General features: G+C 70.1%; 15 protein-coding genes. 9 read left to right on the top strand and 6 right to left on the bottom strand.

What is annotated here, in order from left to right; genetic code table 11:
• The first annotated feature begins 205 nt into the window (after positions 1–205).
• Positions 206–1237 carry a class I SAM-dependent methyltransferase gene (locus D7Y11_RS21730; RefSeq protein WP_126934667.1) on the top strand — a complete coding sequence of 344 codons (1032 nt, stop codon included), beginning with the start codon at positions 206–208 and terminating at the stop codon, positions 1235–1237.
• On the opposite strand, the gene D7Y11_RS21725 is transcribed toward D7Y11_RS21730, so the two are convergent.
• Positions 1238–6196: an ATP-binding protein gene (locus D7Y11_RS21725; RefSeq protein WP_126934666.1), complete on the bottom strand. Its 4959-nt coding sequence runs from the start codon at positions 6194–6196 to the stop codon at positions 1238–1240.
• A gap of 441 nt (positions 6197–6637) precedes the next feature.
• Here D7Y11_RS21725 and D7Y11_RS21720 point away from each other — a divergent pair, with 441 nt between their 5' ends.
• The 3 genes from D7Y11_RS21720 to hppD are packed head-to-tail and all read left to right on the top strand — an operon-like array spanning position 6638 to position 9478.
• Positions 6638–7618 (top strand): fumarylacetoacetate hydrolase family protein, encoded by a 981-nt coding sequence (locus D7Y11_RS21720; RefSeq protein ID WP_121776539.1) that lies wholly within the window; start codon positions 6638–6640, stop codon positions 7616–7618.
• On the top strand, positions 7615–8274 hold the full coding sequence (gene maiA / locus D7Y11_RS21715) for a maleylacetoacetate isomerase (RefSeq protein ID WP_121776540.1): 660 nt from the start codon (positions 7615–7617) through the stop codon (positions 8272–8274). The genes D7Y11_RS21720 and maiA overlap by 4 nt, the downstream gene beginning before the upstream one ends.
• 40 nt (positions 8275–8314) lie before the next feature.
• A complete protein-coding gene (gene hppD / locus D7Y11_RS21710) occupies positions 8315–9478 on the top strand; it encodes a 4-hydroxyphenylpyruvate dioxygenase (protein WP_121776541.1) in 1164 nt (387 codons plus the stop codon).
• Positions 9479–9532: 54 nt separating this feature from the next.
• On the opposite strand, the gene D7Y11_RS21705 is transcribed toward hppD, so the two are convergent.
• The gene (locus D7Y11_RS21705) at positions 9533–9826 is read right to left on the bottom strand and encodes a hypothetical protein (RefSeq protein WP_120574581.1); all 294 of its coding nucleotides are present in this window, start codon (positions 9824–9826) and stop codon (positions 9533–9535) included.
• Positions 9827–9946: 120 nt separating this feature from the next.
• Here D7Y11_RS21705 and D7Y11_RS21700 point away from each other — a divergent pair, with 120 nt between their 5' ends.
• The 3 genes from D7Y11_RS21700 (at position 9947) to D7Y11_RS21690 (ending at position 10848) form a co-directional block, all read left to right on the top strand.
• Entirely contained in the window at positions 9947–10228 is a 282-nt protein-coding gene (locus D7Y11_RS21700) for a hypothetical protein (RefSeq protein WP_126934665.1), read from the top strand.
• Positions 10225–10467, top strand: coding sequence for a hypothetical protein (locus D7Y11_RS21695; RefSeq protein ID WP_126934664.1), 243 nt, complete (start codon positions 10225–10227; stop codon positions 10465–10467). Before D7Y11_RS21700 ends, D7Y11_RS21695 begins: the two co-directional genes overlap by 4 nt.
• Positions 10468–10587: 120 nt before the next feature.
• Positions 10588–10848 (top strand): hypothetical protein, encoded by a 261-nt coding sequence (locus D7Y11_RS21690; protein WP_120574584.1) that lies wholly within the window; start codon positions 10588–10590, stop codon positions 10846–10848.
• 8 nt (positions 10849–10856) lie between these two features.
• On the opposite strand, the gene D7Y11_RS21685 is transcribed toward D7Y11_RS21690, so the two are convergent.
• The 4 genes from D7Y11_RS21685 to D7Y11_RS21670 form a co-directional block, all read right to left on the bottom strand.
• A complete protein-coding gene (locus D7Y11_RS21685) occupies positions 10857–11234 on the bottom strand; it encodes a hypothetical protein (RefSeq protein ID WP_120574585.1) in 378 nt (125 codons plus the stop codon).
• 130 nt (positions 11235–11364) lie between these two features.
• Complete coding sequence (locus D7Y11_RS21680) at positions 11365–12156, bottom strand: sulfite exporter TauE/SafE family protein (protein WP_126934663.1); 792 nt, start codon at positions 12154–12156, stop codon at positions 11365–11367.
• A 14-nt stretch (positions 12157–12170) separates the two neighbouring features.
• Complete coding sequence (locus D7Y11_RS21675) at positions 12171–12494, bottom strand: rhodanese-like domain-containing protein (RefSeq protein ID WP_120581481.1); 324 nt, start codon at positions 12492–12494, stop codon at positions 12171–12173.
• A gap of 31 nt (positions 12495–12525) precedes the next feature.
• Entirely contained in the window at positions 12526–13227 is a 702-nt protein-coding gene (locus tag D7Y11_RS21670; protein ID WP_120581480.1) for an MBL fold metallo-hydrolase, read from the bottom strand.
• Positions 13228–13326: 99 nt separating this feature from the next.
• Between D7Y11_RS21670 and D7Y11_RS21665 the strand changes: the two genes are divergently transcribed.
• Positions 13327–13752 (top strand): YeeE/YedE family protein, encoded by a 426-nt coding sequence (locus tag D7Y11_RS21665; protein ID WP_126934662.1) that lies wholly within the window; start codon positions 13327–13329, stop codon positions 13750–13752.
• A gap of 12 nt (positions 13753–13764) precedes the next feature.
• A partial coding sequence (locus tag D7Y11_RS21660) for a DUF6691 family protein (RefSeq protein WP_368773799.1) occupies positions 13765–14032 on the top strand: 268 nt, incomplete at its 3' end.

Below are 14032 nucleotides of genomic sequence, written 5' to 3'. Positions count from 1 at the left end.
CCTCCCCCGGAGCGGGGATTGTCGGACCTTGCGGGTAGAACCGTGACTGGAGGGCCACACGGACCCGGTGCGTCACGCCACGTGCGGCCGGTGTGGGCCGGGTGGTGCAGGGGAGCCCCGGCCGGCTGACTGGAGGCGGGCCTGGCGAAAGGCGCGGGCTCGGGAAGTGAATGACCCCCACTCCCAGGTTGTCAGGATGATGCCCATGCGCCAGCCCATCCTGTCGGTCCACGGCGCGGCTCTCCCAGTCGCGCCTGAAGCCAACCACCTCGTCCTGGTGAATCCCCCCCGGGAAGAGGCGCCTTTACCAGAGGAAGTGTTCACGGAGGCGCGAGAGTGGCTGGACAGCCTGCACTCCCGGATGATGCAGGGTCCGGACGAGACGCTGCATGCCGGGATGACCGCCCTTCACGGGGGACTCATCCACCGGCGGCGGCAGTGGAGCCCGGAGGTGTGGAAGCGCTTCTGCCAGGAGCTGGCGCGCAAGCACCCCATGCGCCCCTTCCTGCACCAGTGCCCCTTCACCCGGCACGCCTTCGAACGGCCACGTGGCTACGCGGGTGACGCGGCCCTCATTGACTACCTCTACATGGACCACGCGGCGGACGAACTGCACGCGGGCCGCGAAATCTACCGCTACATGCACGGGCAGCCGTCCGCGCGGAGCGTGCGCGAGCGCCGGGAGCTGCTCGCTCGGATGATGGACGAGACTGCCGGGCGACGGCCCGACGGGCGCGTGCTGTCGGTGGCGTGCGGGCACCTGAGGGAGGCGGAGGCGTCGCGCGCGGTGGCGGAGCGCCGGCTCCAGGAGCTCATCGCGTTCGACCAGGACCCGGTGAGCCTGGCGGAGATTTCGCGCCTGCACCCGGGCGGCATCGTGCGGCCGGTGTGCGGCTCGGTCCGCTCGCTGCTCGCGGGCAAGGTGGCGTTCGCGGACCTGGACTTCGCGTACTCCGCCGGGCTGTACGACTACCTGTCGGACTCCGTGGCCGCGCGCCTGACCGCGCTGCTCTTCCAGATGCTGCGCCCGGGCGGACGCCTGCTGGTGGCCAACTTCGCGGTGCACCCGCCGGAGACGGGCTACATGGAGGCCTTCATGGACTGGTGGCTCACCTACCGGGGCGAGGACGGCATGCGCGACCTCTTGTCGGAGACGCCGCTGGAGCAGGTGGACAACGTGCGGCTGTTCCGCGACTCGCAGGACAACGTCATCTACCTGGAAGTGACGCGCCGCTAGTCAGTGCATCGGCGAGCCGGAGCGGGGCAGGGTGACGGTGAAGGTGGAGCCCTGCTCCGGGGCGCCGGCGACGTCGATGTTGCCACCCAGCGCCTGGACGATTTCGCGGACAATCCAGAGGCCCAGGCCGAAGCCGCCGTAGTGGCGCACGGACACCGCGCGCTCGAAGCGCTCGAAGATGCGCGCCCGGTCCTCCTCCGCGATGCCGATGCCGTGGTCGCGCACCTCCAGGCGCACGTCCGTCGCGTCGCCGTCCAGCGTCACCTCCACCGGCTTGCCCGCGCCGTACTTCATGGCGTTGGTCAAGAGGTTGCCCACCACCTGCTCCAGCCGGAGCGCGTCCCAGTGGCCGATGAGGCGTGGCTCGCTGGCGTGGAAGCGCACCTCGCACTCGGCGCGGACCAGGGCCTCGCGGCTGCGCTCCAGCTGGGCGCGCACCAGCGCCACCAGGTCCACGTCCTCGCGCTTGATGTGCAGCTGGCCCTGCGCGATGCGGGAGATGTCCAACAGGTCGTTGACCAGCTTCCCCAGCCGCTGGGTCTGCGAGAAGGCGGACTCCAGCTTCGCGGTCAGCTTCTCCGGAGGCATGGGCGCGCCCTTGGCCTTCGCCTGGAGCCCCTGGATGTGCAGCTGCAGCGACGTGAGCGGCGTCTTCAACTCGTGCGCGGCGATGGACAGGAAGTCGTCTCGCCGGCGCACGGCCTCCTGCTCCTCGCGGTACAGGCGGCCCTGCTCCTCGGAGAGGGCGGCGACGCGCTCGAAGTTCTCCGCGTTCTCCAGCGCCGCGCCCGCGAGGACGGCCACGAAGGACGCCAGGCGCTCCTCGTCCTCGCCGAAGAGCGAGCCCACCTTGCGGTGGCTGGCCACCACGCACGCCACCGTCTTGCCTCGGACCTGGAGGGGCGCGCACAAGAGCGAGCGCACCCCGAGCAGCTCCATGCTCTCGCTGATGCCGCCGGGCAGTCCCTGGCCCAGCACGGTGATGCGGCCGGTCTCCAGCGCGCGTGCGAGCGCGGTGCGGCTGAGGCCCTGGTTCTTCGCGTCCTCCTCGGACACCACCGCGCGCGGATCCACCACGGCGCAGCGCTCCGCGCGCAGCAGCTCCTGCATGGACTGGCGCGCGGTTTCAAAGACGGCCTCGCGCGACAGGGCGGAGGCGAGCCTGCGCCCCACCTCCAGCACGCGAGGGAAGCGGTCCACCAGCGACAGCGTCTCCACGCCGGTGCCGTGCTCCGTCCCCTTGTGCAGGCCGTCCTCCATGGCCTCCAATTCGCGCGCCGACGTCTCCAGGTCGCGCGCGGCACCGGGCCAGCCCTGCACCCGGGCCACCTCGCCGCGGGCCTGGAGCGTCAGCGCGCGCTCCTGGCGCATCTCCAGCTGTTCGGCCACGCGCAGGGCTTCGTCCAGGTACCTGCGGGCCCGCGCGGGCCGGCCTCGCAGCGCGCACATCAGTCCGCGCTCGCGCAGCGCATGGGGCAGGTTGTTGCGGTAGGTGCGCGCGACGTCATGGGCGCGCTTCGCCACGCCATCCGCCTCTTTGAGAAGCCGTTCGCGCTGCCTGGGGTTGAGGGGGCTGGCCTGCTGCGCCAGGCGACGGCGCGCGGTGGCGAGCCACGGGGTGATGGGGGCCACGTACTCCTGACGCAGGTGCGCGTCCTCCACCACGCGCTCGGCGCGCTCCAGCACCTCCGCGGCGCGCGCGGGTTCGTTCTCACGCAACAGGCGCAGGCCTTCCGCCTGGAGCACGCCCGCGAAGGACTGCGGGTCGGTGGCGGTGGGCGCCGCCAGCTCCGTCTCCAGCAGCGCCGCGGGGATGCGGCCCCCGGTGGATTTGGCCCACGCCTCCAGGCCCAGGCGCAGCGAGTACCGGTCCCCCAGCGCGAGCGCCGCCGCGTGCAGCTTCTGGCTCACCGCCGCGGCCTCCTTCAGGCGGCCCAGGCGGTAGAGTGACATGGCGATTTGAAAGGTGGCGTTGTTCACCTCCCACGGGTCGCCGGTGCGCTCCAACAGGCGCACCGCCTCGCGGCACTTCTCGATGCATTCCTTGAAGCGCGACGAGGCGTAGAGGGCCAGGCCATAGAAGTGCAGCGATTGGCCCTGGCCCCACACGTCGCCCAATTGCTGACGCAGGGCCAGTGACTTCTCCGCGTACGCGTACGCGCGCTGGAACCACGGCAGGGTGGTGAGCGCGGGCGAGTGCGCGGAGTAGGCCTGCGCCAGCTCCGGCGTGGGCGGGTAGCGCTCCGCCAGGTTCATGTCTCGCAGGTGTGCCCACAGCACCGCGGCGCGGCCCCGCTGGTACCAGTAGCCGTACGCGAGCCGGCTGTAGAGGTTGACCGCGAGCAGGTCCTCCTCGCCTCGCGCCAGGGACTTGCGGCCCAGCCACAGGCGCGGCGCCACGGTGTGCGCGGCCTGCGTGAGGATTTCCCACGCCGCGCTGGCGCCGGTGGTCAGCGTGCCGGGCGGCACCCAGCGGCCCAGCAGCTTCAGGCCCTGCTCCAGGTAGGCGTTGGCCTGCACCGTCTGGCCGCGCTTGAAGGCGAGCTCGCCCAGGTGGCCCAGCGTGCGGCCCTGCTCCAGCCGGTCGCGCGCCAGGGCCTGCGCGGCCTCCAGCTGCCGCTGCGCTTCGTCATAGCGGCCGCGCATCATCAGCGCGGTGCCCAGCCCGGACGCGATGCGGTAGCGGGTGTGCGCGTCCGCGCCTGAAGCGCCGCGCTCGGCGATGCGGTAGTTCACCTCCGCGCTGTCCAATGAGAAGCGCTGGCGCGCCTGCTCCGCGGCCACCAGCGCGTAGGGCAGGGCCTGCGCGCGCTCACCCGCCGCGTCGAAGTGGTAGGCCAGCTCGAACGGGTCGGTGGGCACGGACTGCTGGGAGGCCCTCGCGGCCAGCCGGTGCAGCTCCCGGCGCTCCTCCGGGGAGAGCAGGTCCAACAGCACCTCGCGCAGCTTGTCGTGCACGAAGGTGAAGCGCGTGCCCTCCGTCCACAGCATGTGACGGCGGCGCGGGGGCTCCAGCGCGGTGGTGACGGCGTCCAGCGGCGTGCCGGAGAGGGCCGCCACCGCCCTCGCGTCGAAGGACTTGCCCAGCACGGCGCCCACGCTGAGCACGTGCAGGGACTCCGGTGGCAGGAGGCGCAGGCGCCGCACCAGGAAGGTGGCCGCCTGTCGCGACGAGCGCGCGTGCGCCATCGCCTCCGGCTGCACCCGCCAGCCGTCCGGGCCGGGCATGAGGACGCCGTCCTCCACCAGCCCGTGCAGGACCGCGGAGGCCATGAACGGATTGCCCTCCGCCAGCCGCGTCACCAGCTCCACGGCCTCCTGCGGCAGCACGCCGGCCATGGACTCCGCCAGCAGCGCCACCTCCGCCGCGCCAAAGGCGGACAGCTTCAGGTGCGCGCCCGGTGCCAGGCGCCTCAGCACGTGGTCCGCGTGGATGTCCTCGCTGCGGAAGGACACGATGAGCAGCAGCCGTCCGTCCCCGGCGCGGCGGCCCTGCGACCACGCCTCCAGCGCGCGCAGGGTGAGCGTGTCCGCCCACTGGCAATCCTCCAGCACCACCACCGCGGGCGCGTCCGGCGTGCCCAGCGCGCTCAACAGCGAGGTGAGGCACCACACGCTGCGGCTCTCGCTCAGGGACTCCGGCCCCAGCCCCTGGGACCTCGGCGTCCGCGAGTCCGGGAGGAGCACCTCCGTGAGCGGGGGCAGCACCGTGCACAGGCCGGCCTCCTGGCCCGCGAGCCTCTCCCTCAGGAGCGCGCCCAGCGCGGGCTCCTCGCGCACGGCGGCGGCGATGCCCTCCGCCACGCCCGCGAAGAGCTGGAAGGGGCGCTGCGCGGCCTGGTCCTGCGCCTGCCCATGCAGCACCCACGCGCGCTGGCCCGCGGCCCGGGCGGAGAACTCCTCCAGCAGCCGGCTCTTGCCGCCGCCGGACTCGCCCTCCACCACCACCGCGCGCGAGCCGTCCTCGCGCGCGTGCTCGAGCTCGCGCTCCAGCGTCAACAGCTCCTCGCGGCGGCCCACGAAGGACGGCTCGGTGAGGCTCTGGCGGTGGTCGTGCGCGCCGGTGACGAGCGCGGGCTCCGCCTCACCCCGGGACAGCGCGGCCTCCAGCGCGTTCAGGTCCGCGAGCGCGGCGTCCGCGGACTGGTAGCGGTCGCGCGGATCCGTCTGGCTCAGCCGCGCGATGAGCTCCTCCATCGCCAGCGGCACCTCCACGCCCACGGGCCTCAGGCGCGGGTGCGCGGTGAGGTGCAGGCGCAGCACCTCACCCACTGTCGCGCCCTCCAGGGCAGGGCGGCCGGACAGCGCCTCGAAGAGCACCAGGCCCACCGCGTACAGGTCCGACGGCGCCTCCACCGGCCGGTTGATGAGCCCCGCCTGCTCCGGGGACATGTAGCGCGCGGTGCCCACGGGCAGGTCGCGCAGGGACGGATCCAACCGCTCGCTGCGAGACAGGCCGAAGTCGGTGAGCCACGCGGCGGACAACGGGAAGTCGCGCACCAGGATGTTGGAGGGCTTCAAGTCGCGGTGGAGGACGCCCTCGCGGTGCGCCGCCGCGAGCGCATTGAGCAGGCGCTGGCCCAGGACGATGGCTTCCGGCAGGGACAGCGGGCCGCGCCGCAGGCGCTCCGCCAACGTCTCGCCATCCACCCACGCGGTGACCAGGTAGAGCAGCTCGTCGGAGGTGCCCAGGTGCCGTACGGGCACCAGCGCGGGGCTGTGCAGCCGCGACAGCACCTCCGCCTCGTGCTCCAGCCGGTGGCGGGACGTGGGGACGAAGGCGGACAGGGCGGTGACCTTCACGAGCACGCGCTCGTGCGTGAGCAGGTCCAACCCCTGCCAGGTGGAGATGCCCCGGCCCGCCTTCACCCGCTGGCGCAGCTCGTAGCGGTTGCCCAGCCGCTGGCCCGGGTGTGGCTCCCTGGGGGTGTCGCCGGCCTGTTGGAAGCCTTGCGCCATTCAATGCCCTCGCGAGCCCCCAAACCGCGCCGCCCCGGCGGCGTGGTCGGCCGGATGTCCCTCTTCCACAAGCTGGGTTTCCGCCCGGGTCCCTGCCAGGGGGGAGCGGCCCGCGCGTGCGCGCGCTGCTCGGGATTTGAACAGTCGGCACGCTCCCACTTCCCGCCCCTGTCCCCTGGTGCCCCCTGTCCGTTCGTGGAGCAGGCGGCCCGACAGGCGAACACGTGGGTTTCCACGATGCCCTGACGTGCGGAGGCCCGCGCATCGTCCTTAGCCGACAGCCACGCGAATGCGAGCGGCCAGCAATGTTGCTGGTGGGAGGAAGGATGCCGCGCCGCGTTCAACGGGCGTGCTTGACTCGCCTGGTTGCCCGGCGGAAAAGCCCGTCGGGTCAGGCGGCCTCCCCCTTCCTCCCCCGCAGGCCGCCGAGGGAGCGCGAAATTGAAGCTCGCGACGCTCAAGGACGGAACTCGCGACGGGCGGCTCGTCGTCGTCAAGCGGGACAACTCCGCCTATGCGCTGGCCACCAACGTGGCCCTCACGCTGCAAGCGGCCCTGGATGACTGGGACGCGAAGGAGCCGCAGCTGCGCGCGCTGGCGCAGCAACTGGAAGCCGGCGCGGTGCAGAGCCGCCCGCTGGACGTGAAGGCGCTGCACGCGCCCCTGCCGCGCGCCTACGAATGGGTGGACGGCAGCGCGTACATCAACCACGTGATGCTGGTGCGCAAGGCGCGCAACGCGGAGCCTCCGGCCACGCTGCGCACGGATCCGCTGGTGTACCAGGGCGGCTCCGGCGACTTCCTGGCGCCCACTCAGGCCATCCCGCTGCGCGACGAGGCGTGGGGCCTGGACTTCGAGAGCGAGGTCTGCGTCGTGCTGGGCGACACGCCCATGGGCACGAAGGCCGAGGACGCGGACAAGCACATCAAGCTGGTGATGATCGCCAACGACGTGTCCCTGCGGAACCTCATCCCGGAGGAGCTGGCCAAGGGCTTCGGCTTCTTCCAGAGCAAGCCCGCCACCGCGTTCGGCCCCTTCGCGCTGACGCCGGACGAACTGGGCGCGGCGTGGACGGAAGGCCGCGTGCACCTGCGCATGCGCAGCACGCTCAACGGCCAGCTCGTGGGCGACGCGGACGCGGGCCCGGAGATGCACTTCTCCTTCCGCGACCTCATCCAGCACCTGACGCGCACGCGCGCCTTCACCGCGGGCACCATCCTGGGCAGCGGCACGGTGTCCAACGAGGACCGCTCGCGCGGCATCTCGTGCCTCGCCGAGCGCCGGATGATTGAGACCATCGACGAAGGGAAGCCGAAGACGTCCTTCATGAAGCCCGGGGACACCATCGAGATTGAAATGCTGGATGGCGAGGGGCACAGCCTCTTCGGCCGCATCTCCCAGACGGTGGTGAAGGCGCCATGAAGAACCTGAAGCTGCACAGTTATTGGCGCTCCTCCGCGTCCTGGCGCGCGCGCATCGCGCTGAACTGGAAGGGGCTCCCCTTCGAGTACCTGTCGGTGCACCTGCTCAAGGACGGCGGCCAGCAGTTCTCAGCGGACTACCGCGCGGTGAACCCCATGGCCCGCGTGCCCACGCTGGAGTGGACGGAAGCGGACGGGCAGGCGCGCAAGCTGTCCGAGTCCATGGCCATCCTGGAATACCTGGAGGAGCGCGTGCCCTCGCCCGCCCTCCTGCCCACCGACGCGTACCTCCGCGCGAAGGCGCGCATGCTGGCGGAGATGGTGAACGCCGGCATGCAGCCGTTGCAGAACACGTCGGTAACGCTGCGCATCAAGAACGAGCTGAAGGCGGACGAGAAGGCCTGGGCGGCGCACTGGAACGCGCACGGGCTGACGGCGCTGGAGGCGGCGGTGCAGGCGACGGCGGGGCGTTATTGTGTGGGGGACGGAGTGTCGTTCGCGGACGTGCTGTTGGTTCCGCAGCTCTACGGGGCCCGCCGGTTCGGTGTAGACCTGAAGCCCTATCCCACGCTGCTGCGGATTGAAGCGGCGTGCAACGAACTCCCCGCCTTCCAGGCGGCGCAGCCGGACCGGCAGCCCGACGCTCAGCCGGCGTAGTCACGAATCATCTTCTTCATCACCACGAGGAGTCAGCGACATGGCCAAGCAGGAATCGCTGGGCATCAAGGCCCTGGAGAGCATCCACTGGTACGTGCATGACCTGGAGCGCAGCCGCCAGTTCTACACGAAGGGGTTGGACTTCGCGGAGGTGGCGGTGTCCGGGCCGGAGCTGGACGCGCACGGCAAGCAGAAGTCCGCGCTGTTCCAGGCGGGTGAGATTGCCCTGGTCGTGAGCCAGCCCGTGGGCGAGGGCGGCCGCGCGTGGCGCTACCTGCGCAAGCACCCGGACGGCGTGGGCACGCTGAACTTCGAAGTGGAGGACGTGGAGAAGGCGTTCAAGCTGCTGGAGCAGCGCGGCGCCACGTTCATCACGGAGATCCAGCGCTTCACGGACGACGCGGGCGGAAAGCTGTCGTTCTTCTCCATCACGACGCCGTTCGGCGACACCACGTTCCGCTTCCTGCAGCGGGACAACTACAAGTCCATCTACCCGGGCTTCAAGGTGCACGCGCAGCCCAAGGGCGGCCAGAACAAGTACGGCTTCGACAAGCTGGACCACGTCACGTCGAACTTCCAGACGATGAAGCCCATGCTCCTGTGGATGGAGCACGTGATGGGCTTCGAGAAGTTCTGGCACATCGAGTTCCACACCGAGGACGTGGCGTCGCAGCAGAAGCGCGACCACGGCAGCGGCCTGAAGTCGGAAGTGATGTGGGATCCGAAGAGCGGCGTGAAGTTCGCGAACAACGAGCCCAAGTTCCCGTTCTTCAAGGCCAGCCAGATCAACATCTTCAACGAGGACCACCGCGGTGACGGCGTGCAGCACCTGGCCATCACGGTGAAGGACATCCTGTCCTCCGTGAAGGACATGCGGCAGAACGCGGGCATCCAGTTCATGCCCACGCCGGGCTCGTATTACGACGCGCTGCCGGAGCGCATCCAGCACATGGGCATCAAGAAGATCGACGAGGACATCAACGTCCTGCGCGAGCTGGAGGTGCTCATCGACGGTGACAAGGAGCGCAGCTACATGCTCCAGATCTTCATGAAGGACGCGGCGAGCCTCTACAAGCAGGCGGACGCGGGCCCGTTCTTCTACGAAATCATCCAGCGCAAGGGCGACCAGGGCTTCGGCGGCGGCAACTTCCGCGCCCTGTTCGAGAGCATCGAGCGCGCGCAGAAGGCCGAAGGGCGCGTGTAGTTTCGCGAGTGACCCGGCCGCGGAGCATCGCGGCCGGGCTACCGCTCCGGTGGGCTAGGGGTCGTACGGCTCGCACACCTGCAGCTCCGTGATCCACTCCCGGAACTGGGTCCGGATGCCGCTCCGGCCCACCTGCCGATTGCAGACCAGGCAGATCTCCCTGCCCACCTGCGTCGTATAGGTGGCATCGCTGTAGTATTTGACGTGGAAGGTGGCCGCGCAGAGGTCCAGCGCATCCTCACGCGTCGAAAGTGGGATCTCCTCTCCCACGTCCGCGTCCGCTTCGACACCGCCGCAGCCCGCCAGCAGTCCCAACGACAGAAGTCCGCCGATGATGCACTTTCGCATTGTCCGCCCCGGTTGGAGTTGGCCCGTCTTTCAGGGATTGAAAGTCTATCATGGCTGAGTGAGATGAGGCGGGCTGCCAGGGTGGCATGCATCGCCTATCTTCACTCCATGCGAATGTTCATGGGGCTGTTTCTGGCGGGCGCGCTGGGGTGGGGTTGCCAGTCCGCCGACTACGGTGTGCAAGCGAAGGCGCCGCTGGACTGCAAAGCGACCTACGTCGCGTGTGGTTGTGGCTGCTGCGGCGGAGTGGAGCCGGAGGTGCAGTGTCTGTCCTGCGCGAAGGGCGACGACCTCCAGGCGCTCATCCAGAAGGACCAGGAGGCGAAGAAGGATCCGCAGTGCGCCGTCATGGGCTGCTCCCCCGGCACGAAGTACGTGTACTGCGACGCGAATCCCCAATGACCCTCATTGAACCCGTCATGCTCGCGGGGGCCGCCATTGGAGGCGTGGTGGGGGCGGTGTGGGGCTTCGGGTCGGGAATCGGCTGGGCGGTGGCGGGACTCGGTGGAGGCGTCGTGCTGGGCCCCATCCTCTTGCTGCTGCTGCTGTTCGTCCTGGCGATGTTGATGACGCTGGTCACGAAAGGGCCGCGCGCGGTGCTGCGCGACCTGCGGGGAAGGCGTCCCCCTGAGCGCCCCTGACCACGCTTCGTCTATCCTCTCCCCATTACCTCGCCAACACAGCCCCGGGACTGGGACGAGTTGGAACACCGCACGAGCCCGGCGCCGGTCGCTCCTGTCCCCGGCGCACGACGACTGCTGGTGGTCGAGGACACCTTCGACATCCAGGGGCGCGGAATCCTTGTCGTTCCCGAGGTGGACCTGGGAGCGCGAGCTCAGATGGAGCTCCGTGTGGCGTTACGGCGGCCGGAGGGCGACGTCCTGCAAGCTGTCGCGCTGGCGCAGATTCCACTCGGCGGACGGTCACGTCCTCAGCATGTGCTCTGCTTCGGCACACTCTCCAAGCAGGACATTCCTCTTGGGACGGAGGTGTGGCTGCTCGGAGAGGTGGAATCGACCTGAACGGGACTCTATTCGCAGATCTGGTAGCAGTCGTTGCGCGTGGTGGCGCACTCGAGTGCGTCTTCCGGCGTCTTCGCGGCCCGCGCGCAGACCAGGAACTCCCTGTAGCAGGCGTCCTGGCACGGCGGCAGCTGCTGGGCCTGCACGGGCGCCGCGCCCAGGTCGCAGCCCTCGAAGCAGCGGTCCTGGTCCTCCGCGCACCAAGCCTGCCGCTCGGGCGTCGTCGCGGTCCGCATACAGTGGTTGTAGATGGTGATGCAGGCGCGCTCACACGGCGGCGGGGCCATGGCCGTCACATCCTGTGTCTCCTGCGCCTCCTGCTCCACTCCGCCACAGCCCGCGAAGAAGCCCACCGACAGCACTGCCGCGATGAATGACAAACGCATGGAATGGTCCCTGGGGTGATTGCCGTGAAGTACGGCAAGCCCATTCTTGCGCTGTCCATGCCCTCAAGGGCAGACAGGGTGGTCCGGTTTTGAAAGGAATTGAACGCCGGGGCGCGTCATCCCCAGCGTCTCACCACCACCCCGCCAGCGCGTCCCGGTTCTTGAACATGATGAAGGCGCCCATCACGACGAGGAAGAGGGAGAAGGCCCGCTTGAGGGCCGCCTGCGAGACGTAGTGGGTGGCCCAGGTGCCGACGAGGATGCCCGCCACGGCGATGGCCGTGAAGATGCCCAGGGAGAGCCAGGGCACCTGGACGTGGCCGAGGTAGCCGGCGAAGCCCACGAAGGAGTTGAGGGCGATGACGAGCAGGCTCGTGCCCACCGCCTGCTTCATCGGGAGGCCCACCAGGAGCACCAGCGCCGGGACGATGAGGAAGCCGCCGCCCACTCCGACGAGCCCCGTGAGCCCGCCCACGCCGAGCGCGGCCAGGGCCATGACGGGGAAGGACGCCTTGCGGGGCTCGGGCACGGGCGCGGACTCCTTTCTCGCGGCGAGCGCGGCCTCCTTGCGGCCGTTGCGGAACATGAAGAAGGCGGCCACGAGCATCACCGTGGCGAAGAGCAGCAGTTGCAAGGTGCCCGAGACGAAGGCGGCCAGACGCGCCCCCGCGTAGGTGCCCGCCATGGCCACCGCCCCGAAGACGAGGGCCGCCCGGAGCTGGACGTTGCCCCGGCGCCAGTGGCTCGCCGCGCCGAAGAGGCTGGTGACGCCCACCACGGCCAGCCCCATGGCGATGGACTCCTTGGCCCCGAAGCCCAGGACGTACACGAGGATGGGGACGGTGATGATGGAGCCGCCGCCGCCGAGCAGGCCGAGCGACAGGCCGATGAGGGCCGCGAGCGAGAAGCCGAGGATGGGCATGGGGTCCGTTTCCGCTAGCCCTGGGGCGCGCGGGGTTCGCGCACGGCGAGCATCCCGCCCGCCAGGTTGTAGAGGTGCTTGAAGCCACGCTGGGCGAGCGCCTGCGCCGCCTTCGCGGAGCGCCCACCCGAGCGGCAGATGAGCAGCAGCGGTTGTTCCCGCGGCCACGACGCGGCCGCCGCCTCCAGCGTGCCCAGCGGGACGAGCTCCGCTCCGGGAAGGTGGCTCAAGGGGCCCGTGAACTCGTCCGGCTCACGCACGTCGATGCGCCGCACCTCGGGGCCGAGCGTGTCGAGCTGCGAGGGCGTGAGGTCCTGATAGGGGTGATGGGGTGTCATGGCTTGCTCCTGTTGGGAAGGGCAGGGGACTTCAGGCCCCCTGCGGAGAAGGCGCCGTGTGCCCACAGGCGCGGTTGGCTGGGACGGCGACGTCGATCTTCCTGGGCTTGGGCAGGTGGAGGTTGTTCATCACCTCGATGAACTCCTCCCGGCTCCTGCCCGCGACGCGCGGGTTGTGTCGCTTCTCCTCGCCGATGCTCGTCACCAGGTGACCGTGGTAGTCGTGCGCGGGGTAGACGAGCGTTTCATCCGGCAGGCGGAAGAGGACGCGGGTGAGGCTGTCGTAGAGCTGGCTCGCGTTCCCGTTCTGGAAGTCGGTGCGGCCGTTGCCGCGCACGAGCAGCGCGTCCCCGGTGAAGACGCGGTCGCCCAGCAGGTAGCTGACGCTGTCGTCCGTGTGCCCCGGGGTGGCGAGCACCTGGAAGACGCACTGCCCGACGCGCACCTCGTCTCCGTGGCCCACCTGGACGTTGGCGCAGGCGGCTCCTCCCTTGCTCCCCACCACCGTGGCCTGCGTGCGCTCGCGCAGCACGCCGGACGCGGTGACATGGTCCGCGTGCACGTGGGTATCGAAGACGTGGGTGAGGGTGAGGCCCAGCTCGCCCACCAGTTTCAGATCCCGGTCGACCTGCTCGATGACAGGGTCGATGAGGACGGCCTGCCGCGTGGACTCGTCGCCGAGGAGATAGGTGTAGGTCGAGGACTCTGCGTCGAAAAGCTGGCGGAAAATCATGTCGAAGCCTCCTGTCCTTGAGAGCCAGGGGTCGGGCAAAAGGATTCAGGGCCTTCCCCTGGCGGAATCCTCCACCTCCGAATCTGGCTCTCACGGGACATGATCTCCTCCCTCCTCCCTCCCCTCCTGGGTGGGGCGCTCATCGGCCTGAGCGCCTCCTTGCTCCTATTGGCCAATGGCCGGGTCGCCGGCATCAGCGGCGTGGTGGGCTCGCTGCTGGCCCCCATGCGCGGGGATGTCGCCTGGCGCGTGCTCTTCCTCGCCGGGCTGCTCACCGGGGGCCTGCTGCTGGCGTGGCTGCGCCCTGGCTCCTTCCCGGCCCCCACGTCCTTGAGCGCGGGCGGCGCCTTGCTGCTGGTGGGGGCCGGACTGCTGGTGGGGTTCGGCTCGCGGCTGGGCAACGGCTGCACCAGCGGGCACGGCGTCTGCGGCATCAGCCGCGGTTCGGCCCGCTCCATCGCGGCCACGCTCACCTTCATGGCCACCGGCGCCCTCACGGTCTTCCTGATCCGTCACGTCCTCTAGGGAAAGCCCTCCATGCGTTCAAACATCAGTGCGTTTCTCAGCGGCCTCCTCTTCGCCATCGGCCTGGGCATCAGCGGCATGACGGACCCGGCCAACGTCCTCGGCTTCCTCGACATCGCGGGGGATTGGGATTACCGGCTCGCGTTCGTGATGGGCGGCGCCATCGCCGTGCACGCGGCGCTGCGGCCCCTCATCCTCGGACGTGAGCGGCCCCTGTTCGCCGCGAAGTTCCCCACGTTCTCCGCCCGCGGGGTGGACCGCGGGCTCCTCGTGGGCGCGG

Source organism: Corallococcus sp. AB018 (genome assembly GCF_003986945.1).
In the GTDB taxonomy this organism is placed as follows: domain Bacteria; phylum Myxococcota; class Myxococcia; order Myxococcales; family Myxococcaceae; genus Corallococcus; species Corallococcus exiguus.
This window is presented reverse-complemented; position numbering and strand designations above follow the sequence as displayed.

Bases quoted from the DNA above. Each gene is read 5' to 3' on its own strand.
- D7Y11_RS21700 (WP_126934665.1), top strand. From the start codon at position 9,947: ATGGGGCTGTTTCTGGCGGGCGCGCTGGGGTGGGGTTGCCAGTCCGCC.
- D7Y11_RS21695 (WP_126934664.1), top strand. From the start codon at position 10,225: ATGACCCTCATTGAACCCGTCATGCTCGCGGGGGCCGCCATTGGAGGC.
- D7Y11_RS21730 (WP_126934667.1), top strand. From the start codon at position 206: ATGCGCCAGCCCATCCTGTCGGTCCACGGCGCGGCTCTCCCAGTCGCG.
- D7Y11_RS21725 (WP_126934666.1), bottom strand. From the start codon at position 6,196: ATGGCGCAAGGCTTCCAACAGGCCGGCGACACCCCCAGGGAGCCACAC.
- hppD (WP_121776541.1), top strand. From the start codon at position 8,315: ATGGCCAAGCAGGAATCGCTGGGCATCAAGGCCCTGGAGAGCATCCAC.
- D7Y11_RS21685 (WP_120574585.1), bottom strand. From the start codon at position 11,234: ATGCGTTTGTCATTCATCGCGGCAGTGCTGTCGGTGGGCTTCTTCGCG.
- D7Y11_RS21705 (WP_120574581.1), bottom strand. From the start codon at position 9,826: ATGCGAAAGTGCATCATCGGCGGACTTCTGTCGTTGGGACTGCTGGCG.
- D7Y11_RS21670 (WP_120581480.1), bottom strand. From the start codon at position 13,227: ATGATTTTCCGCCAGCTTTTCGACGCAGAGTCCTCGACCTACACCTAT.
- maiA (WP_121776540.1), top strand. From the start codon at position 7,615: ATGAAGAACCTGAAGCTGCACAGTTATTGGCGCTCCTCCGCGTCCTGG.
- D7Y11_RS21675 (WP_120581481.1), bottom strand. From the start codon at position 12,494: ATGACACCCCATCACCCCTATCAGGACCTCACGCCCTCGCAGCTCGAC.
- D7Y11_RS21665 (WP_126934662.1), top strand. From the start codon at position 13,327: ATGATCTCCTCCCTCCTCCCTCCCCTCCTGGGTGGGGCGCTCATCGGC.
- D7Y11_RS21680 (WP_126934663.1), bottom strand. From the start codon at position 12,156: ATGCCCATCCTCGGCTTCTCGCTCGCGGCCCTCATCGGCCTGTCGCTC.